Source organism: Sorangium aterium (assembly GCF_028368935.1).
GTDB classification, from domain to species: domain Bacteria; phylum Myxococcota_A; class Polyangia; order Polyangiales; family Polyangiaceae; genus Sorangium; species Sorangium atrum.
Genome location: NZ_JAQNDK010000002.1, coordinates 1,321,917 through 1,340,794 on the forward strand (window position 1 = coordinate 1,321,917; position 18,878 = coordinate 1,340,794).

Below are 18,878 nucleotides of genomic sequence, written 5' to 3' on the forward strand. Positions count from 1 at the left end.
GCCGGCGCGGGGCTCCTCGCCGCGCCGCGGCGGGCTACGAGACGTCGGGCGTGGTGTCCTTGCCGTCGCGGCAGTCCGCGCAGACGCCGTACATCTCGTGCTTGTGCCAGGTCACCTCGAAGCCGTACTTCGCGGCGATCTCTTCCTGGAGCGCCTCGATCCGCGGCTCCTCGAACTCGATGATCTTCCCGCAGTTGACGCAGATCAGGTGGTCGTGGTGCGCGCTGGCGTCGTCCGCCAGCTCGTAGCGGCTAAGGCCATCCCCGAACCGGCGCTCGGAGGCCACGCCGCACTCCGCGAGCAGCTTGAGCGTGCGGTACACCGTCGCGTACCCGATGCCTCGGTCGTGCGCGCGCACCTCCGCGAGCAGGTCCTCGATGGTCATGTGCGGGGCGCCGGAGAAGAACGTGTCGACGATCAGCCGGCGCTGCGCCGTCGATCTCAGCCCCTTCTTGGCCATGTACGCCTGGAGGCGAGCGCGTAGCCGGTCGAGGGCAACTTGGTCGACGTGGCTGGCGCTGCTCCCCTCTCTCTCCATGACGGCCATGGCAAGTTTATCCCGTTCGCGGCGAACCGCGTCAAGGCCGGCGACCGAGCCCCCGTGGCGTGATCTCGCCGACGCTGTCCGTGCCCCCGCGCGCCGGCGCTACTCGCCGACCTGCGCCATGTAGCTGACCTGAGCGGCCGGCCCCCCGAGGGGGCTGAGCAGCGTGATGGGAGGCGCGACCAGGCCGGCCGCCGCCGTGTTGTCGACGACGACGTAGTAGAGGCCCGGGCGCAGCGCGTAGCGGCGCGTCTCGATGATCCCGGGCTGGAGAGGGCCGCCTGCCTGCACCGGGCCTGGCGGGGGGCCGAGCGGCTTGCCGGTCTGGTACGCCTCGCGCCACGCGTCGCCGGTGGGCTTGTCGACGATCATGAGGTCCACGGGCGCGCCCTGCGCGCTGACCTTGAGGTAGAGCGCCTGGTCCGAGTCGGCGATCTCGAACGGCCCGAGGTAGTCGCGCTGGTGCGCGTGCACCTCGATGGTCTCGTTCGCGAAGGTGTACCGCTCCTCGTCCTCGGCCTCGAACGGGTGGTGCGGTCGCTGGGGCGGCGTGAGGATCCCCAGCGTGAAATCCTTCCCGGTCTCCTCGTTGTAGAGGACGGTGAACCCGCGGGTCAGCTCGCCCGCGACGATCTGGTTGCCGAGCAGGTTGGCGAGCCCTCCGAACGGCGGGACGTTGGCCATCACGTCGATGACGGGGTTCTCGACGTAGCCCAGCTGGAAGCTCGGGCCTTGCACGATCCGGTTCAGCCGTCCCCACACGTAGACGTTGTCGTCCGCGAGCTGGAAGTCGGGTCGGTACTCGACGGACGTCGTGAGCGAGAAGCCCACCCGCTTGGCCGGCTGCATGTAGCCGTACCCCGTGCCGGCGATGTGGACGGTGATCGTCTGGGCCGCGTCGTTGACGTCGTACGAGCACTGCATCGGGAAGAACCGCCCGATGGACGCCGATCTGTCCTGCAGGCGCAGCGAGACCCCGCTCTTCAGCATCTCGGGGCAGATCTTGCTGGCCCCGAAGTTCGAGAACAGGAACCAGCGGAGGCCAGGGCTCGCGTTCACGGGGCCGCTGACGCAGGGGCAGCCGACGAACGTGAACGACAGCGCGACAGCGGCGAGCGCCAGCGCGGCGGACGCGCGGGAGAGCGGGGGTCTTCGTGCGGGCACGCGGGCTAACATAGCGGGTCGACCTCGGAGGGAGAGCGGGTTTGCGCGCGGGAGGACGGACGACGTCCCGTCCCGGATCAGCGCACGAGATGCCATTGGACGCCGGGGGTCACCTCGAGATGCAGGTGATTTTTGTGCGCCCGATCGTAGTTGGGCGTGAGGATCGACGTGAAGATGTGCTGATCCACGGCCTCGCACACGATGGATCGCAGCTCTCGCGCCGCCGCGTCCGCTGGAGGGCCGCTGCCCGCCCCCTTGCCGGCCCCGCGGGGCCTCCCCGCCGGGCCTGCGCTCTCGCCGCAGACCGGCGCGCCGCGCCTGCCGACGAAGTCGCGCTCCACGTCGAGCCAATCCTCCGCGAACCCGCCGCCGACGGGCTCCTTGATGAGCCTGTAGAGGTCGATCGCGAGCCCGCCCGGGTGCCGCGTGGCGAGCCTGCCCTCGGGCCACATCCTGGACGGAGGCCGCCAGGCCGAGAACATCAGCGCCTCGTCGATGTCGTGCGCGCGGAGGATCCGGCTGAAGTCCGAGAGCGCGAGCGCGAGGCGGCAGTCGAAGACGTCGTACGGGTTGTCCGCGCGTTGATGCGCCGGCAGCGCCGTCCGGTAGAGGACCCCGCCGACCCCCTGCATCAGCCGCACCGGAGCGAGCACGCCCGGCGCGCGCGGCACCGGCTCGAACGCGATCTTCCGCTGCGTGAGCGCCGCGCGGCACTGCGCCGCGCTCATGGCCGCGTAGCGCGCCGACGGGTGCTTCGCCCAGTCCTGGTGGTACCTGACCTTCGGCTTGCCCTGCGCGCTCGGCGCGGCGGCGAGGGGGCCGAGCGCGAGGGCGAGCGCGCAGGCAGCGGCGGCATGGCGTGCGGGCGGCATCGTTGCGGTACATCCCTCGTGCGAAGCAAGGCAGGCAGGCCCTCTCGGGGCCTCTCGGGGGGCCGAGCGACCACGTGCCACGTGGCCGATCGCGCCGCCATCCCACGGAGCGGGGCCCCGTGCGCGGGGTGGCTACTCGCCGATCCTACCGCGACATTTGACCGGGCCGCGCGATCGCCTCAAAATGGGTCGCATGCGCGTCCGTGGGTCGAGCGCCCGCACGCGCAGCTTGACGTACGGGAGCGAAGGTCCGGCCCGCATGGCTTCCCGGTCCGGGCGGTCCCTGGTCCAGGTAGCCACGGCGGCGCGCTTGTGCGCTGCATGCAGCTGACATGAGTGATCTTTCCAATCGATCTCGGAAGATCCTTTTCGCCGCGGTCACCGAGTTCATCGCAACGGGCGACCCAGTTGGCAGCAGGACGCTCGCCCGGAAGTACGGGCTGGATCTCTCGGCTGCTTCGATCCGCAACGTGCTCGCCGACCTCGAGGAGGCCGGGTACCTCCACCAGCCGCACACCTCTGCCGGGCGGATCCCGACCGATCGCGCGCTCCGGCTGTTCATCGACGCGCTCGTCGAGCTCCGGTCGCTGTCTCCCGAGCAGCAGGCCGAGCTGAGCGCCAGGTTCACCGAGATCTACGCGGGGGCGAGCGATCCGCTCCGCGAGACCGGGCGCTACCTCTCGGAGCTGTCCGGCGCCGCGGCGGTCGTGGCGGCGCCGCGGGCGGAGCTCCGCGCCCTCGCCCAGCTGCGCTTCATCCCGACCAAGCCCGGGCAGCTGCTCGCGGTGCTCGTCTTCGCCGACGGCTCGGTCGCGAACCGCTTCATCTCGGCCGACGAGGCGATCAACGAGGGCGAGCTCACCCGGATCCACAACCTGCTCGCCGACGTCATCGAGGGGCGCACGCTGGGCGAGATCCGGGACCTGTTCGCCCGCCGCCTCGCGGACGAGCGCCTCCAGATCGACGCGCTGAGGCGCCGCGCCTTCGAGCTCGGCAGCAAGGCGACGGCCGACGTGACCCGGCGGAGCGAGGTCGTCATCGAGGGGCAGAACCGCCTGATCGATCTGCCCGAGTACGCCGATGTCGATCGGCTCAAGAAGCTGATGAAGGCGCTCGAGGAGCGCGAGGAGCTCGTCGATCTGCTCGACCGGACGCTCGCCGCCGGCGCGGGTGAGGTCACCGTGTTCGTCGGCAGCGAGGCGGGCGATCTTGGCGGAGGCCAGCTCAGCCTCGTCGCCGCGCCGTACATGGAAAACGGCCGCGTCGCCGGGACCGTCGGCGTGCTCGGCCCGACGCGGATGGACTACGCGAAGGTCATGCCGCTGGTCGACGCCACGGCCGCGGCGATGACCGAGGTCCGCGGCAAGGTCAAGTAGCGCCCTTCCGCTGCGGCTCGCGGAGCCGATCGAGCACGTCGTCGAAGTCCGGGGGCGGCGGCGCCTGGAAGCGCATCGGCCGGTCGTCGGCCGGGTGGTCGAAGCCGAGCTCGGCCGCGTGGAGCATCAGCCGCGCGGCCGGGATCCTCGCCCCGCGGTAGTCCCGCACGTAGACCGTCTCGCCGACGAGCGGGTGCCCGGCCTCCGCGAGGTGGATGCGGATCTGGTGCGTCCGTCCCGTCTCGAGCCGGCACGCGACGAGCGTCACGCCGCCGGCGCCGGCCCCCTCCTGCGGCCCTCGGAGCACCTCGATCGGCTCCACGTGCGTCACCGCGAGCTGCCCCTCGCGCCGCCCCTCTCGCGCCGAGCCGCGCAGCCCGTCGCCCCGATCCTCGACGAGGTAGCTGCGGTAGGTGCCGCGCGGGACGGCGCCGTGCGCGAGCGCCAGGTACTGCCGGTGCATCGCGCGGACGCGGAGCTGCTGCGCGAGGTGCTTCTTCGCGGCGAGCGTCCGCGCGAAGACCAGCAGCCCGCTCGTCCCCTTGTCGAGGCGCTGCACCACGCCGAGCGGCGCGCGCCCGCGCAGGCGGTCGCGCCTGGCCAGCACCTCGCGCACCAGCGCGTCGAGGGTCGCGGCCTGCTCCGCGGGATCCTCGTCGCCGTACGGGATGGTGCTCACCCCGGCGGGCTTGTTCACCACGACGACGCTCGCGTCCGCGTAGACCACGAGCTCGCCCTCGAGCTTGCGCCGCCGCACGGTCTCGGGCCTCGGCGCGTGCAAGCGGACCTCGATCTGCTCCCCGCTGAGCACCCGCCGGCGGGCGCTCGTCGCCACCGCGCTCCCGACCAGCACCTTGCCGGTCTCGATCAAGCGGCGCGCGTCGGACCACGAGACCGCGGCCAGCGCACGGACGGCCCCGTCCAGCGGGCGTCGATCCAGCTCGGCTGGCACCGTCCAGCGGCCATCCTGCGGAGGTCGCACCTGGGCGGCCGGGCGGACGCCGGTCGTTTCGGCGGCTTTGTCTTCCTGGCTCGGCGGAGTGGCGGGTCGGAGCGGACGCATGTACAAGCTCACCGGGGGGCGCCTCGGCTCCGCCCACCAGCGTGGGACCGGGCTCTACCGGCGCGAAAAACGCACATCCGCGGGGCCCGCGGGGGCGAAATACACCGCGAATGTTGACACATCGCGCGACCGGAGCCGAAGATATCCAGAGCCGTCATCGCTTTCTCGCCATCTGAGAGGAGACCCGTTCGTGGCCAGCACCCTTCTCGCCGTAGACGACAGCGTGACCATGCGCAAAGTGCTCGAAATCACCTTTGCGGGTCAGGATTTCCGCGTCGTGACGGCGAGCAGCGCCGACGCTGCGCTGCAGAAGCTCAAGAGCGATAAACCCGACCTGGTGATCGCCGACGTCACGCTCGAGCCGAAGAACGGCTACGAGCTGTGCAAGGCGATCAAGCAGGCCTCACCGGCGACGCCCGTCCTGATCCTGTCGTCCAAGCAGAACCCGTTCGACCCCGCGAAGGGATCGGGCGCGCAAGCGGACGATCACATGGACAAGCCGTTCGACACGCAGCAGATGATCGACAAGGTCAAGAAGCTGCTGGCGTCGCGCGGCGAAGCGAAGCCCGCCGCCGCAGCGGCCCCCGCTGCCGCGGCGCCTGCGCCCGCGCGCTCTCCTGCGGCGCAGCCCGCCGCCGCGCAGCCCGCGGCCGCCGCGCAGCCGGCAGCCGCCGCGCAGCCGGCGGCAGCGAGCCCGCTCCAGCGCGCGAAGACCCTCATCTACACGCCCAACGCGCCGGCCACGAGCGCTGCGCCGGCCCAGGCCTCCGTCAAGACGGCGCCCGGTGGCCCGGCGAACGTGCCGGTCACGACGACGATGGCCTTCTCGCCGACGCCGGTGTCCGGCGTGCCGAAGACCGCGACGGGGCCTGCCGCCGTCGCCGCGACCGCCTCCGCGCAGGTCAACGGCCAGATGGCGAGCAAGCTCGAGGGCCTCGGCCTCACCTCCGAGCAGGTGGAGGCCGTGATGGCGCTGTCCCGCGACGTCGTGGAGCGCGTCGTGTGGGAGGTCGTGCCGGTGCTCGCCGAGACGATCATCAAGGAAGAGATCGCGCGCCTGACGAAGTAGGCGGTGGCCGCGGCCTGGCCGTGGCCGTCGACCCGCCCCTGTTCCTGTCGCGCCCGCGAGACGCACGAACGGGGCGGGGCGCCTTCGTGGGCGCGTGAGGCCCATCGATCCAAGTACGTAGGGGCGCTCCTTGCGCCGCGACGTCGCTCGCGGAGCGCGCGCGTTCGGGAGCGCAGCGCAGGCGCATGCGACCGCTGCTTTGCCCGGCGACCTGGAGTTGCTACGCCAGGGCCGCGCCTCGTTCCGCGGTTGGCGCAGCCATGAACGACACACACGACAAACGCAGCGGTGCGCCCGCGGACGCCCGCGACGGGACGGCCGCGGGCGATCTGGAGAGCCCCAGCGCACCTGAGCCGCGCGCGCCTTCCCCTGACGACCGGGCTGCGGGGGGCGACGGCACGGTCGGGATGGACGGGGCCGCGGGCGACGCCGAGGAGGCTCGCCTCGTGCCGCAGGGCAACCCGCTCCGCTGGCGTGGCGCTGCCGTGTCCGCCGCGGGCGCCCTCCTCACGTTCGTCGTGATGGCGCTCGCGCCCCAGCTGCGCTGGGGTGTCCCGATCGGCGCGCTCGGCGTCGCCATCGCGGCGATCGGTCTGCTCGATCTGCTCGGCACGTTCGACGATCGGCCCGAGCGCGTCGCCACGCGCGTCGCGATCCGCGACCTCCTCGGCCCGCTCGCGCTGCTCGGGGGCGGGCTCGTCGCGCTCTTCGCCCTGATCGCGTTGAGCGTCGCTGGCTTCTTCTCGCCGAGCCCTCTCTCGTCGGACGGCGCGCCGACGCTGCTCTCGCTGGCGGTGCCCGCGGTCGCCGTCCCTGTCGCGTTTCTCACGGCGGTCATCGGCGCGTTCCGGTTCGGCGAGCGCCTCGGTCCCTGCCGCGTCGACGAGGCGGGAGCGCCGCGCCCTCTCGGCCGGCGGCACGGCTTCTGGCTCGTCGCCCTCGTCACGCTGCTCTACCTGCCCATGCTCGGGAGCCACTCGCTCACCGATCCCTGGGAGACGCACTACGGCGAGGTCGCGCGCGAGATCCTCGCCAGGAACGACTGGATCTCCCTGTGGTGGGCGCAGGACGGCTGGTTCTGGTCGAAGCCGGTGCTCGACTTCTGGATGCAGGCGCTCGCGATGGCCGCGTTCGGCGTCCGCTACCGGTCGGGCGAGATGCTCTCGGCGGCCGCCGAGGGGCGCACCCCGTGGCCCGAGTGGGCCGTCAGGCTCCCCGTCTTCGCGCTGACGCTCGTCGCCGTTTACCTCCTCTACAAGGCCGTCTCGCGCATCTTCAGCCGCCGCGCCGGGCTGCTTGCGGGGCTCGTCCTCGCCACGATGCCGCAGTGGTTCCTGGTCTCCCACCAGACCATGACCGACATGCCCTTCGTCGCGACGATGGCCGCGGCGATGGCGCTCCTCCTGCTCGGCATCCACACCGACGACGCGGAGGAGGCGCGCGTCTACGAGGTGGATCTCGGCCCGCTCAAGGTGGGCCTCTCGGCCTATCACCTCGTGCTGGGGGCGATCCTCGCCTGCGCGCTGCCGCAGATCCTCTACCTGCTCTCGCGTCACGTCGAGATCGGCCTCTCGCCCTTCGGCCTCCACTTCCGCGGCGACGTCTTCAGCTCGGGCTCACCGGGCAACTGCGGTCTCCCCGGCAACGAGGCCTGCCGGTCGGTGCTGCCCGTGCTCCCCGGCCTTCAGCCTGCGCTCCAGGCGCTCGTCTGGGCGCAGACGCTCGCGATCGTCCTGTACGCCAGCTGGGGCGAGCGGCGCGTCCAGCGGCTCCTCTTCCTCGCGGCGTGGTTCTTCGCTGCCCTGTCCACGATGGCCAAGGGGCCGGCGGGCTTCGGGCTCCCGGTGCTCTGCGCGCTCGGCTACGTCGTCGTTTCCCGCCGGTACCGCGACCTGCTCAAGATGGAGATCCCCGTCGGGCTGCTCGTGCTCGCGTGCGTCGCGCTGCCGTGGTTCGTGGCGATGTACGCGCGGCATGGCCAGCCGTTCACCGACAGGCTCCTGTTCCACGACATGTTCAAGCGCGCCTTCACCCACGTCCACGACACGAACGAGGGCGACGACGTGAGCTTCCGCTATTACGTGTGGCAGCTCGGCTACGCGATGTTCCCGTGGACCGGGCTCGTGCCCGCGTCGCTCGTGTGGTGGCTCAGGCGGCGCGAGGGCGCGGCGCCGGGGGAGCGCGGCTCGGCCGACGTCCGCCAGGGCGACGCCTCGGTGTTCCTGGCGATATGGTTCCTCTTCGGCTTCGCGCTGTTCTCCCTGATGCTGACGAAGTTCCATCACTACATCCTGCCGGCCGTCCCGCCGGCGGCGATGCTCACGGGGATCCTGCTCGACGACATGCTGCGCCTCGATGGCCGCGTGGGAGGGCTCGCGCGCCGCTCGAGCGGCGCCTCCTCGCCGGCGCAATCGGCGCGCTCCGCCGCGGTGGTCAGCTACGAGCGCGCGATGCTCGGCGCCATCGCGCTCGGCGCTGCGCTCCTCGTGTTCCTCGTCGGGCGCGATCTCGCGACGGTGCGCGAGGGACAGCCGAGCCAGGCCAGGCTGCTGCACCTGTTCACGTACAATTACAAGCGCCCCTGGCCGCAGTCGCTCGACTTCTCGGCGGCCCTGTGGGCCTTCACCGCCGCCGCGGCTGCCCTGTGCTTGCTGCTGATGGTCGCGCGCTGGCGCCGCCAGGTCGTCTACGCGCTCCTGGCGCTCGCCGTCGTGTTCACGGCGTGGGGCATCGACGTGTACTTCGTGCGGACGTCGCCGCACTGGGGGCAACGCGAGACGCTGCTCGCCTACGTGCGCGCGAATCAGCAGATCCCAGGGCCGCTCGTCGCTTACCAGCTGAACTGGAAGGGCGAGAACTTCTATGCCGGCAACCGGCTGGCGGCCTTCGTGTCGAGCGGAAAGAAGTTCCAGGACTACATCAATGAGCAGAAGAAGAAGGGCTTGAAGACCTTCTACTTCGTCACCGAACACGGGCGCACGGGCTCTTTGTCGAACGAGCTCGGCAGCCCTCGCATCTTCGAGAAGCTCACTTCCATCGAGCTCAACAACAAGTTCGTCGTGGTGCGAGCGACGTTCGAGTGAGCCGAACGGCACCGGAAGGCGCTCATCTCACCAGCGCTGTCCGGCTGTGACGCTGTACGCCTGCTCCGGCCCCGGGGAATGCCGCTGTCGATGTTCGACGGTAATGCTGAATCAGGAGCGTCCTTGCATCTCTGTCGCCGTGGCCGCGCAGCAGCGCAAGGAGGCTCCTGCCAGGACGTCCTAAGTGCCTGAAGCGACTTGAAGAAGTCGTGGGCACGCGCCCTGCTCTCACGTGGGATCGAGCGTCGCGGCGGAGACCTTTCCCCCCCAGGTCCGCTGCGACGCTCTCTTTATTTCCGCAGGTGCGCTGGTCGCACATCGTGCGACCAGCTCATCCGCTCCTGGCGCTCCCAGGGGCAGCTTGCAATGCAGTGAAATGTCGATCCAGCGCGTCCAGGAGACCTGCTGTGGTGCTCACCTCGGCGGTCACGCCGACCCGGAGCCCCCGCTTCTCGGCGGTCGCGGTCGTGATCGGCCCGATGCTCGCGAGGAGAACGCGGTCGAGGCGCGCTGCGGCGCCCTCGCCGAGGAGATCGCAGAGGCTGTCGACGGTGCTGCTCGAGGTGAGCAGCACGACGTCGATCTCGCCCGCCGAGAGCGCCCGGAGCAGCTCTTCGCGGCGACCGGCCGACGCAGGGCGGGTCTCGTAGACAGGCACGACATCGACCTCGCAACCGGCGGCGCGGAGGCGCTCGGGGAGCACCTCGCGGGCGACAAGCGCGCGCGCGAGGAGCACGCGGACTCGAGGGGACGCCGCCCGGCGTTCGGCCAGCGCGGGGTCGGCGAGGATGGCCTCCGCGAGCTCCTCGCCGCGGAATTCCCGCGGGACGATGTCGGCGCGGACGCCGCGCGCGGCGAGCGCGGCGGCGGTCCCGACGCCGATCGCGGCGAGGCGCGCAGGGCCGAAGGCGCGCGCGTCCAGGCCGAGCCGCTCGAACTCCTTGAAGAAGCAGGCCACCCCGTTCTCGCTCGTGAAGACGACGGCGTGGTAACCGGAGAGGCTGCGGACAGCCTCGGTGACCCGCGCGGGGTCGGGGGGCGGGTGGATCTCGATGGTCGGCAGCTCCACCGCCTCGCCGCCGCGGAGGCGCACCAGCCTCGACGTCGAGCGCGCCTGGTGACGCGGCCGGGTCACGAGCACCCGCTTGCCGAAGAGCGGCTTCCGATCGAACCAGCGGAGCGTGTCGCGCAGGCCCGTGACGGCGCCCACGACGATGACCGCGGGGCTCTCGATCCCTGCCTCCCCCACGCGGCGAGGCAGCTCGTCGAGGCGGCTCGAGACGACGCGCTGGTCGGCCCGCGTACCCCACTGGATCGCCGCCGCCGGCGTCGCGGGATCGCGGCGCCCCGGCCCCATCAGCCCCGCGACCACCGCGTCGAGGGCCTGCATGCCCATCAGGACGCAGATGGTCCCGCGGACCGAGGCGAGCTCGCTCCAGTCGAAGGATCTGCCAGCCCGGGTGACGCCGCTGACGATCATCACGCTGGAGGCGATGTGCCTGTGCGTCAGCGAGATGCCGGCGTAGGCCGTCGCGCCGAGCGGAGAGCAGACGCCCGGAACCACCTCGAACGGCACCCCGGCCCGCGCGAGCGCCTCCGCTTCCTCCGAGCCACGCCCGAAGAGGAACGGATCGCCGCCCTTCAAGCGAACGACGCTGCGGCCCGCGAGGCCGAGCGCGACGAGCTCTGCGTCGATCTCCGCCTGCTTCGCGTCCTTCACCACCCGATCGCCGCCGCGCTTGCCGACCGAGCGCACGTCGGCGCCCTCCCGCACGCGGTCGAGCAGCGCGGTGTGGACGAGCTCGTCGTGCAGCACGACGTCGGCCGTGGCGAGGAGCTCCGCGCCGCGCAGCGTGAGGAGCCCCGGATCCCCCGGGCCGGCGCCGACCAGGTACACGATGCCTGGCCTGGCCGCGCCCGGCGCTCCGTCGTTCATCGCCCCCGCGGCCGCCGCGCCGGGGCTCTCCTCGGAAGGATCGTTACGCCTCGGAAACACAGTCAAACTCCCGTCATTCTCTCGTTGATGCATGGCAGACGTTGATTGTCATAGCGATTCTGCAGTGATGTTGACCCGGTGCGTTATGCGATTAGAATCGCACCCGGTCGATTCAACGTCCGGCGGTTTCTGGAGTCCATTCGATGAGATCTGTGAAACTGGTCGAGGAGCTGCTGAGCTCGGAGCGCGGCTTTCCGGACCGATGGTACGTCACCAACGGGGAGCGCTCGGTCGGGCCGGTCAAGCTCGACCAGCTCGCGCGCGGAATCGAGAGCGGAGTGGTCCCCCTCGATAGCTTCGTCCGCAATGAGGCATGGACCGTGTGGTGCCCGCTGTCCGACATTGCAACGGTCACGGTCGCCGCCACGGCGACGCCTGCGGAACAGCCGGAGGACGGCTCGGAAGCGGATGAGGACGACGACACGCTGCCACTTTCGTCCCAGCAGACTCCCCAGCCGATGACGTCGCGTCCCGGCCCGGCGGCGCGCTCGGCCGCGCGCTCTGGAGCGGCCCACCGCTGAGCGACGGCCGCGCGCGCGGACCGCGCCCGGCGCGAGCGCCGCGCGCGGCGGGGCGAGCGCGGCCGGAAAACGGGAACGGGAAGTGGAGGGCCGTTCTCATGCTGGCGGTTTCGGGCGAACACTAACCGATTCGCAGCGCCCACGCGATCCACGGATCGCGCGCTCCTCTGGACCGGAGCGGCTCACGCGGGCGCAGGGCTGCTATGCTCCGCCGCCGTGTTCCCCACGAAGAGACCGCGCCGGCTCCGTCGCTCGCCCGCCCTCCGCGCCCTGGTGCGCGAGACGACCCTCCATCCGGGAGATTTCATCCTCCCCCTCTTCTTCAACGAGGCGCTCGACGCGCCTCGGCCGGTCGGGACGATGCCGGGCGTCTCGCAGCTTCCCGTGAGCGCCGCGGCAGCGCAGGCGCGGCTCTGCAAGGAGCTCGGCATCGGCGGGACGATCCTGTTCGGGCTCCCGCGCATCAAGGATGCGTCGGGCACGAGCGCTTACGATCCGGACGGGCCCGTGCCGCGCGCCGTGAAGGCGATGAAGGAGGCCGTGCCGGAGCTGCTCGTGATCACCGACGTGTGCGTGGACGAGTACACCGATCACGGCCACTGCGGCCTGCTCCGGCAGGACGCGTCCGGGGCGGTGGACGTCGACAACGACGCGACGCTGGAGGTGCTCGCGCGGGCGGCGGTGGTCCACGCCAAGGCGGGGGCCGACGTGGTCGCGCCGAGCGACATGATGGACGGCCGCGTCGCCGCGATCCGGCGCGCCCTCGACGCCGAGTCGCTGACGGGGACGGCGATCCTCTCCTACGCCGTGAAGTACGCGTCCGGCTTTTACGGGCCGTTCCGCGAGGCGGCCGACTGTGCGCCCAAGTTCGGCGACCGGGCGGGCTACCAGATGGACCCCGGGAACGCCCGCGAAGGCCTGCGCGAGGCGGCGCTCGACGAGGAAGAGGGGGCCGACATGCTCATGGTCAAGCCCGCGCTCGCGTACCTCGACGTCATCGCGCGCGTGCGCGAGGTGACGACGCTCCCGCTCGGCGCGTACAACGTCAGCGGCGAGTACGCGATGATCAAGGCGGCCGCGGAGCGCGGCATGATCGACGAGAAGCGCGCCGTGATCGAGCTGCTGACGTCGATCCGGCGCGCCGGGGCGGACTTCATCCTCACCTACCACGCGCTCGACGCCGCGCGCTGGCTCGGCTGAGCGATGCGGAGCCAGGGCGCAGGCGGGAGCGCCGCGCAGCGCTTGAGATGGGCCGCCACCTGGGCGGTGGGCGCGTCGGCGGCGTTCGCGGCGGGGTGCGCGCCGAACAGGTGCGACAGGTCCGAGGAATCGAACCCGCCGATCGAGTTCGTCGAGGCCACCCCGGAGGGGGGCATCTACGAGACCTCGGCGCCGGACGGCGATCTCCTCTACTTCCCGGGCGGCATGCGGTACGCGCTCAAGCATCACCTCGGCGCGCGCCCGCGGTGGTGGCAGGTGTACCTGTCGTTCGAGCGCGACGGTACGAAGAGCGGCGGGACGCTGGCGCAGGCGGCCGGCAACCAGGCCGAGGTGACCTGCGTGGACGACCAGCACCTGATCATCGTCAATGGCAGCTGCTCCGAGTACTGGCTGCGGGTGGTCGCCGGGGGCGCGATCGGCGCCGATGACGGCGCGACCGGTGCCGCAGGAGGCGCGGCCGGCGCCGACGGCGATGGGATGGGAGCCGCCGGGGGCACCGGCGTCAGCAGGTGCTACGGCGCCGACGCCGATCCCGGCGGAGGGAGCGCGGAGCCCTAGGACCCGCGCTCCTAGGCGTTCGTCGCTGCCTGCCGGGCGAACTGCAGCCGGTACAGCTTGCTGTAGACGCCGCCCGCGGCGAGCAGGTCCTCGTGCGTGCCCTGCTCGACGACGCAGCCCTTGTGGAAGACGACGATGCGATCGACGGCGCGGATCGTCGAGAGGCGGTGCGCGATGATCAACGCGGTGCGCCCCTCCATGGCTCCCTCGAGGGCGCGCTGGAGGCGCGCCTCGGTGTCGCTGTCGACGTTGGCCGTGGCCTCGTCCAGGATGAGGAGCGGCGGGTCGCGGTAGAGCGCCCGGGCGAAGGCGATCAGCTGGCGCTCGCCAGCGCTGAAATTGCTGCCGCGCTCGAGCACGGGGGCGTCGAGCCCGCCCTCGCGCCGCTCGAAGAGGTCGAGGGCGCCGATGCGGTTCAGCGCGTTCACCACCTTGGCCCGATCGGGGATCGCGTCGCCGGCCGCGACGTTGGTGAGCACCGTGCCCGGGAACAGGAACACGTCCTGGGGGACGACGGCGAACTGGCGGCGCAGCTCGTCGCGAGCGTACGCGCTGACGTCGCGGCCGAAGACACGCACGACGCCCTCATCGACGTCGTAGAGGCGGAGCAGCAGCGACGCCACGGTGCTCTTGCCGGCGCCGGTCGCGCCGACCAGCGCGACCTTCTCGCCGCGCCTCGCCGCGATCGACACGTGCCGCAGCACGGGCACGCCTGGCTTGTAGCCGAAGCCGACGTTGTCGAGCTCGAACGCGACGCCCTCGTCCGCTGGCCTCGTCGCGTCGCCGCCGCTCGTCGCCGCCGCCGCCGTCGCGTCCTCGTCCTTGTTGTCCAGCAGCTCGAAGACGCGCTCCGCGCCGGCCATCGCGGACTGCAGGAGCGTGTACCGAGCCGAGAGATCGCGGATCGGGACGAAGAACATGTCGATGTAGGCGACGAAGGCGAACAAGGTCCCGAACGAGATCTCGTCCTTCAGGCTGTTCACGCCGGCGTACCAGAGCACCGCTGCGATGCAGACGCTCGAGACCATCTCGATGGCGGCGTCGAGCGTCGCGTCGAGCACGATCGAGCGGTTGTTCGCGTTGCGGTACGCCGCGTTGATCTCGTCGAACTCCTCGGCCGAGCGCTCCTCCCTGGCGTAGGCCTGCACGACGGCCATCCCGGACACCTGCTCGTTGAGGTACGCGTTCATCCTGGCCGTCTTCGCCCGCACCTCCCGGAACGCGTCGCGCATCCGCCGCCGCGTCCAGTTGACGCCGAGGGCGACCGGGGGGACCGCCGCGAAGGCGAGCAACGACATGCGCCAGTCGAGCGACACCATCACCGCGACGATGACGAAGAGCCGGAGGAGATCGCCGAACGCGTTGAGCGCGCCGGACGCGAACATCTCGCCGATCGCGTCCACGTCGTTCGTCACGCGCGTGACGAGCCGGCCGACCGGCGTGCGATCGAAGAACCCGAGGCGGCGGGTGTGCAGGAAGCCGAAGACGCGCACGCGCAGGTCGGCCATCGCGCGCGCGCCGGCCAGCTGCATCAGGTAGAGCTGCGGGAAGGCGAGCGACTGCTCCAGGAGCATGATGCCCGTGAGCAACAGGCCGCTGCGCGTGAGGTGATCGAGCCCGCCGGGCGTGTCGAACGCGTCGAGCGCGTCGCGCATGATGAGCGGGCGCAGGAGCGCCAGCAGCGCCGTGACGACGAGCAGCGCCAGCGACACCGCGAGGTGCTTGCCCTGCGGGCGCACGAACGGCCACAGCCTCAGCAGCATGCGCGCGTCGTACGCCTCGCCGAGCCGTGTCTCCTCGTGGAACCGGCTCAGCACGTCCTCGGTGCGGCTCGCCTTCGTCGCCCCGCGGCCCTTGGCCGTCGCCGCCTGCGCCGGCCGCCGCGGGCCCGCGCCCGCCTCGCCCGCGGCCGAGACGCTGCCAGATTTCGACCGCATCGTCGGGCTGTCTCCGTGTGCCGGTTGCGTCACGAGAGCCCCACCGGCTGTGAGGGCGGCGACGCATCGAAGGTCGCGAGATCCTCTTCGAGCTGCTGCTCCTCGGCGAACGACGCGTAGATCCCGCCCGCGCGGACGAGCTCGTCGTGCGTGCCGCGCTCGACGACCCGACCCTGCTCCAGCACGACGATCGCGTCACACCGCCGCGCGGCCGCGACCCTGTGGGTGATCAGGATGACGGTCCGTCGCGCGGCCTGCCGCTCGATCGCGGCGAGGATGGCCTGCTCGGTCTTCGCGTCGACGGCGGAGAGCGGATCGTCGAGGACGAGGACGTTCGGCTCGCGCACGAGCGCGCGGGCGAGCGCGACGCGCTGGCGCTGTCCGCCGGACAGCTGCACGCCACGCTCCCCGACCACGGTGTCGAAGCCGTCAGGCAGCGAGAGCACCTCGTTCAGCACCTCGGCCTCGGCGGCGGCCGCGCGGATCGTCTCGAACGCGGCGGGCGAGTCCGGATCGTCGAGGGAGTAGCCGATGTTGCGCGCCACGGTCGTCGAGAAGAGGAACGCATCCTGCTGCGCGTAGCCGATGCTCGCGCGCACGGTGTCGAGCGGCAGGTCGCAGATGTCGACGCCGTCCAGGAGCACAGCGCCGCGCGGCGTGGGCATGAGCCTGGCGAGCAGCGTGGCGATGGTGCTCTTGCCCGAGCCGGTGCGCCCGACGATGGCGAGCGATCTGCCCGCTTCGACCTCGAAGCTCACGCCGTCGACCACCTTCCTCGCGCCGTGGGAGAACGTCAGCTCCTTGACGGAGATGGCGCCGCGGACGACATCGGGGGAGGGCATCGGGCCGCTCACGACCTCGGGGATGGCCTCGAAGATCGCCTTGAGCCGGACGTAGCCGGCGCGACCGCGCTGGACGATGGCGGCGACGAAGCCGAGGGCGAGCATCGGCCAGGTCAGCCGCAAGAGCGCGAGCCAGAAGGAGACGAAGTCCCCCCTCGTCATCTGCTGCTCCAGCACGAGCCGCCCGCCGTACCAGAAGACGATGAGCACGCCGACCGAGCTGATGGCCCCCATGAGCGGCCCCATGGAGCCGCGCAGCCTGGCGAGCGCGAGGCTCTTCTCGAGGTAGCCCTGGTTCGTGCTCGTGAACGCGGCCATCTCGGACGCCTCGAGCGCGAACGAGCGGACGACCCTGACCCCCGCGAGGCTCGCGAGGACGCGGTCGCTCATGGCGCCGATCGCCTCCTGGTTGTCGCGGGTGCGGGCGAAGAGCTTGGTCGAGAACGACCGGGTGACGAGCATGAGCGCGGGCATCGTCAGGAGCGCCGCGAGCGTGAGCCTCTTCGAGATGTGGAGCATCACGTACAGGGCGCTCGTGAACGCGAAGATCGAGCCGACGACGTTCAGCAGGCCGAAGCCGAGGAGGAGGCGAACCTGCGTCAGATCGTTCGTCGCCCGGCTCATGATGTCGCCGGTCGCCATCTTGCGGAAGAAGGACGGCCCGAGCTTGTGCAGGCGCGCGAGCAGGATCGCCCGGAGCTCGTACTCGACGTTGCGGCCCGCCGTGAAGATGGTGACCCGCGAGAACACGCGCATGATCGCGGCGCCCACGCTGACCGCGAGCATGACGAGCGCCGCCTGCGCGGCCTCGCTCGACTGCGCCTTCACGGCGGCGTCGACGGCGTCCTTGACCAGGAAATCTCGCCTGGCCATGAGGAACTGCTGCGCAGCGAGCAGCGCCGCGCCCGTCAGGTAGAGCGGAAGCTTGCTGCGGAACTGTGCGCCGAGGCCGACAGGGTAGGTTGATGGATCGCGCTTGACCATTGCGTGGGGGGGCTGCGCGGCGACGCTCAGCGCGCCTTGCGCGGCGTCGGTGCGAGCGGCTTGCGGTGCGACGTCGAGAGCGCGGGCCGATCTCTTCCATCGACCACGAGCTCGAGATCGTCGAGCTCGAGCCTCGTCGAGAGCAGGCCGAGCAGGACGCGCGCGCCTCCGCGCCCGTCGAGCTCGCTCACCACGCCGATCTTGTCGCCGAACGGGCCTCGTCGCACGCGGACCCGGCTGCCCTTCTCCAGCACGCCGCCCTTCGCGGGCTCCGGGGCGACCTTCGCTGCAGCGTCTGGCTCGCCGGACGGACCACGCTGCGCTCGCGGCGCGTGATCGGCCGAGGGCTTCTGCGGAGCCTCGACCTTCGCTTGCTGCTCCGCTTCGCCCTGCGGCGCTCGCCGGGCGGGGGTGACGCCCTCTCCGACGCGCTTCAGCGAGGGCCGCGGCTCTCCGCCGCGGCCAGCGCCAGCGCCAGCGTTGTTCGGCGACTTGAACAGCGTCGCCAGGGTCGGTCGGCGGGCGGGCAGGGCGGCCTCGACGCGCTCATCGCCGCGCGCTCGCGCCTGCTCCATCGAGCGCTCTCGCGCTTTGGCCTGCTCGGAGCGCCATCGCTCGTTCTCGGCCTCGATCTCGGCGTGGGCGCGCGCTCGCTCCTGCTCGATGCCCTCGAGCTTGCGGTCGAGCGCGATGCGGTCGTTCTCGCGCGACCACGCGACGAGCCGGTAGATCGGGGCGAGCGCGACGAGCGCGTCCTCGAGCTGCTCGTCGAGGATGTCGGCGTGCTCGACCGCCGTCTCGCGCGGGACCGCCCAGCCGATCCAGAGCGGCACCTGGCCGTCGGCGGCGCGGCGGAGCATCTCGGCGATCGCGTCCGGGGTGGCCGCGCTGCAGGCCACGCGATCGCCGCCGGCGGCGCCGAACGAGAACTGCTCCGGGAGCGCGTGGAGCGCGCTCGTGAGCTCCGCGGAGAGCGGCGAGGCCGGCGCGCCCGTCGCCTCCTCGGTCGCCGAGAGGCGAGCCCGGAGGTTGTCGACGTCCACCTTCGCGTCCGGGTGGACCGCGAAGCACACCTGCACCTCGCTCTCCGAGATGCGCAGCGCGAGGAACGCGTGCCGCGTGAAGGGGCTCGGATCGTCGATCGCGTCGGAGATCGAGCGGCCGCGGTCGAGGAGGCGATCGAGCTCATCGCGCGCCGCCTGATCGCGCCAGAAGAAGACCCACTGGCAGTCGGCCCGGTGCTTGTTGCGGATCGAGGGGTGCTCGTCCGAGCCATGGACGTCGACCGAGATGCCGAGCTCGGCGAGCCGGGCGACGACGCCGCGCGCCCAGGCGAGCGCGCGCTGCTTCACCTCGAGGCGGGGGCGTGAGTAGGCCTTCGAGGTCGCTTTTTCGGCGGCGTACGCGTCGAAGTCACGAGCGGTGAGGTGCAGGGAGGGATGGCTCATTGCTTCGACTGGTTGCGATGCGCGGCGTGGGCAGATGCGGCTCGTGGTCCGTCACGGGAGGAGCTGCGCTCCTCGTGAAAGTCGCGCGGATGGTATCGTGAGGAGCTTCGAAATCAAAGCTCCGCGCCGCGCGATCGATCCTGGCGTTGCGTGGAGGCGGCACGCTTGACCGCCCTGACAAGCATGTCACCGTAGGCACT

Annotated in this window: 14 protein-coding genes; 6 read left to right on the forward strand and 8 right to left on the reverse strand. The window is 71.5% G+C overall.

The window, feature by feature from the left end; translation table 11 throughout:
• Positions 1–34 precede the first annotated feature (34 nt).
• The 3 genes from POL72_RS19970 to POL72_RS19980 form a co-directional block, all read right to left on the reverse strand.
• The gene (locus POL72_RS19970; protein ID WP_272097050.1) at positions 35–547 is read right to left on the reverse strand and encodes a Fur family transcriptional regulator; all 513 of its coding nucleotides are present in this window, start codon (positions 545–547) and stop codon (positions 35–37) included.
• 99 nt (positions 548–646) lie between these two features.
• Complete coding sequence (locus POL72_RS19975) at positions 647–1,708, reverse strand: hypothetical protein (protein WP_272097051.1); 1,062 nt, start codon at positions 1,706–1,708, stop codon at positions 647–649.
• A 77-nt stretch (positions 1,709–1,785) separates the two neighbouring features.
• The gene (locus POL72_RS19980) at positions 1,786–2,580 is read right to left on the reverse strand and encodes a hypothetical protein (protein ID WP_272097053.1); all 795 of its coding nucleotides are present in this window, start codon (positions 2,578–2,580) and stop codon (positions 1,786–1,788) included.
• Between the two features lie 332 nt (positions 2,581–2,912).
• On the opposite strand from POL72_RS19980, the gene hrcA reads away from it, so the two are divergent.
• Complete coding sequence (gene hrcA, locus POL72_RS19985; protein ID WP_272097054.1) at positions 2,913–3,956, forward strand: heat-inducible transcriptional repressor HrcA; 1,044 nt, start codon at positions 2,913–2,915, stop codon at positions 3,954–3,956.
• On the opposite strand, the gene POL72_RS19990 is transcribed toward hrcA, so the two are convergent.
• Positions 3,949–4,908: an RluA family pseudouridine synthase gene (locus POL72_RS19990; protein WP_272097055.1), complete on the reverse strand. Its 960-nt coding sequence runs from the start codon at positions 4,906–4,908 to the stop codon at positions 3,949–3,951. The genes hrcA and POL72_RS19990 overlap by 8 nt on opposite strands.
• Before the next feature lie 301 nt (positions 4,909–5,209).
• Here POL72_RS19990 and POL72_RS19995 point away from each other — a divergent pair, with 301 nt between their 5' ends.
• Together POL72_RS19995 and POL72_RS20000 are read left to right on the forward strand one after the other, a co-directional pair.
• Positions 5,210–6,088 carry a response regulator transcription factor gene (locus POL72_RS19995; protein ID WP_272097056.1) on the forward strand — a complete coding sequence of 293 codons (879 nt, stop codon included), beginning with the start codon at positions 5,210–5,212 and terminating at the stop codon, positions 6,086–6,088.
• A 260-nt stretch (positions 6,089–6,348) separates the two neighbouring features.
• Positions 6,349–9,171, forward strand: coding sequence for an ArnT family glycosyltransferase (locus tag POL72_RS20000; RefSeq protein ID WP_272097057.1), 2,823 nt, complete (start codon positions 6,349–6,351; stop codon positions 9,169–9,171).
• A 331-nt stretch (positions 9,172–9,502) separates the two neighbouring features.
• Here POL72_RS20000 and cobA read toward each other — a convergent pair whose 3' ends face one another.
• Positions 9,503–11,167 (reverse strand): uroporphyrinogen-III C-methyltransferase, encoded by a 1,665-nt coding sequence (gene cobA / locus POL72_RS20005; protein ID WP_272097058.1) that lies wholly within the window; start codon positions 11,165–11,167, stop codon positions 9,503–9,505.
• 143 nt (positions 11,168–11,310) lie between these two features.
• Here cobA and POL72_RS20010 point away from each other — a divergent pair, with 143 nt between their 5' ends.
• The 3 genes from POL72_RS20010 to POL72_RS20020 all read left to right on the forward strand — a co-directional run bounded on the left by POL72_RS20010 (position 11,311) and on the right by POL72_RS20020 (position 13,467).
• Positions 11,311–11,688, forward strand: coding sequence for a DUF4339 domain-containing protein (locus POL72_RS20010; RefSeq protein WP_272097059.1), 378 nt, complete (start codon positions 11,311–11,313; stop codon positions 11,686–11,688).
• A gap of 216 nt (positions 11,689–11,904) precedes the next feature.
• On the forward strand, positions 11,905–12,888 hold the full coding sequence (hemB, locus tag POL72_RS20015) for a porphobilinogen synthase (protein ID WP_272097060.1): 984 nt from the start codon (positions 11,905–11,907) through the stop codon (positions 12,886–12,888).
• Positions 12,889–12,930: 42 nt separating this feature from the next.
• Positions 12,931–13,467, forward strand: coding sequence for a hypothetical protein (locus tag POL72_RS20020; RefSeq protein WP_272097061.1), 537 nt, complete (start codon positions 12,931–12,933; stop codon positions 13,465–13,467).
• Positions 13,468–13,478: 11 nt separating this feature from the next.
• On the opposite strand, the gene POL72_RS20025 is transcribed toward POL72_RS20020, so the two are convergent.
• The 3 genes from POL72_RS20025 to nusG are packed head-to-tail and all read right to left on the reverse strand — an operon-like array spanning position 13,479 to position 18,678.
• Positions 13,479–15,404 carry an ABC transporter ATP-binding protein gene (locus POL72_RS20025; RefSeq protein ID WP_272097062.1) on the reverse strand — a complete coding sequence of 642 codons (1,926 nt, stop codon included), beginning with the start codon at positions 15,402–15,404 and terminating at the stop codon, positions 13,479–13,481.
• A gap of 29 nt (positions 15,405–15,433) precedes the next feature.
• Entirely contained in the window at positions 15,434–17,230 is a 1,797-nt protein-coding gene (locus tag POL72_RS20030) for an ABC transporter ATP-binding protein (RefSeq protein WP_272097063.1), read from the reverse strand.
• A gap of 26 nt (positions 17,231–17,256) precedes the next feature.
• The gene (gene nusG / locus POL72_RS20035) at positions 17,257–18,678 is read right to left on the reverse strand and encodes a transcription termination/antitermination protein NusG (protein ID WP_272097064.1); all 1,422 of its coding nucleotides are present in this window, start codon (positions 18,676–18,678) and stop codon (positions 17,257–17,259) included.
• Positions 18,679–18,878 lie beyond the last annotated feature (200 nt).

Excerpts from the sequence above, each read along its gene's own strand:
- nusG (WP_272097064.1), bottom strand. The coding sequence starts at position 18,678 with ATGAGCCATCCCTCCCTGCACCTCACCGCTCGTGACTTCGACGCGTAC.
- POL72_RS20030 (WP_272097063.1), bottom strand. The coding sequence starts at position 17,230 with ATGGTCAAGCGCGATCCATCAACCTACCCTGTCGGCCTCGGCGCACAG.
- POL72_RS19970 (WP_272097050.1), bottom strand. The coding sequence starts at position 547 with ATGGCCGTCATGGAGAGAGAGGGGAGCAGCGCCAGCCACGTCGACCAA.
- hrcA (WP_272097054.1), top strand. The coding sequence starts at position 2,913 with ATGAGTGATCTTTCCAATCGATCTCGGAAGATCCTTTTCGCCGCGGTC.
- POL72_RS20010 (WP_272097059.1), top strand. The coding sequence starts at position 11,311 with ATGAGATCTGTGAAACTGGTCGAGGAGCTGCTGAGCTCGGAGCGCGGC.
- POL72_RS20025 (WP_272097062.1), bottom strand. The coding sequence starts at position 15,404 with ATGCGGTCGAAATCTGGCAGCGTCTCGGCCGCGGGCGAGGCGGGCGCG.
- POL72_RS19980 (WP_272097053.1), bottom strand. The coding sequence starts at position 2,580 with ATGCCGCCCGCACGCCATGCCGCCGCTGCCTGCGCGCTCGCCCTCGCG.
- POL72_RS20000 (WP_272097057.1), top strand. The coding sequence starts at position 6,349 with ATGAACGACACACACGACAAACGCAGCGGTGCGCCCGCGGACGCCCGC.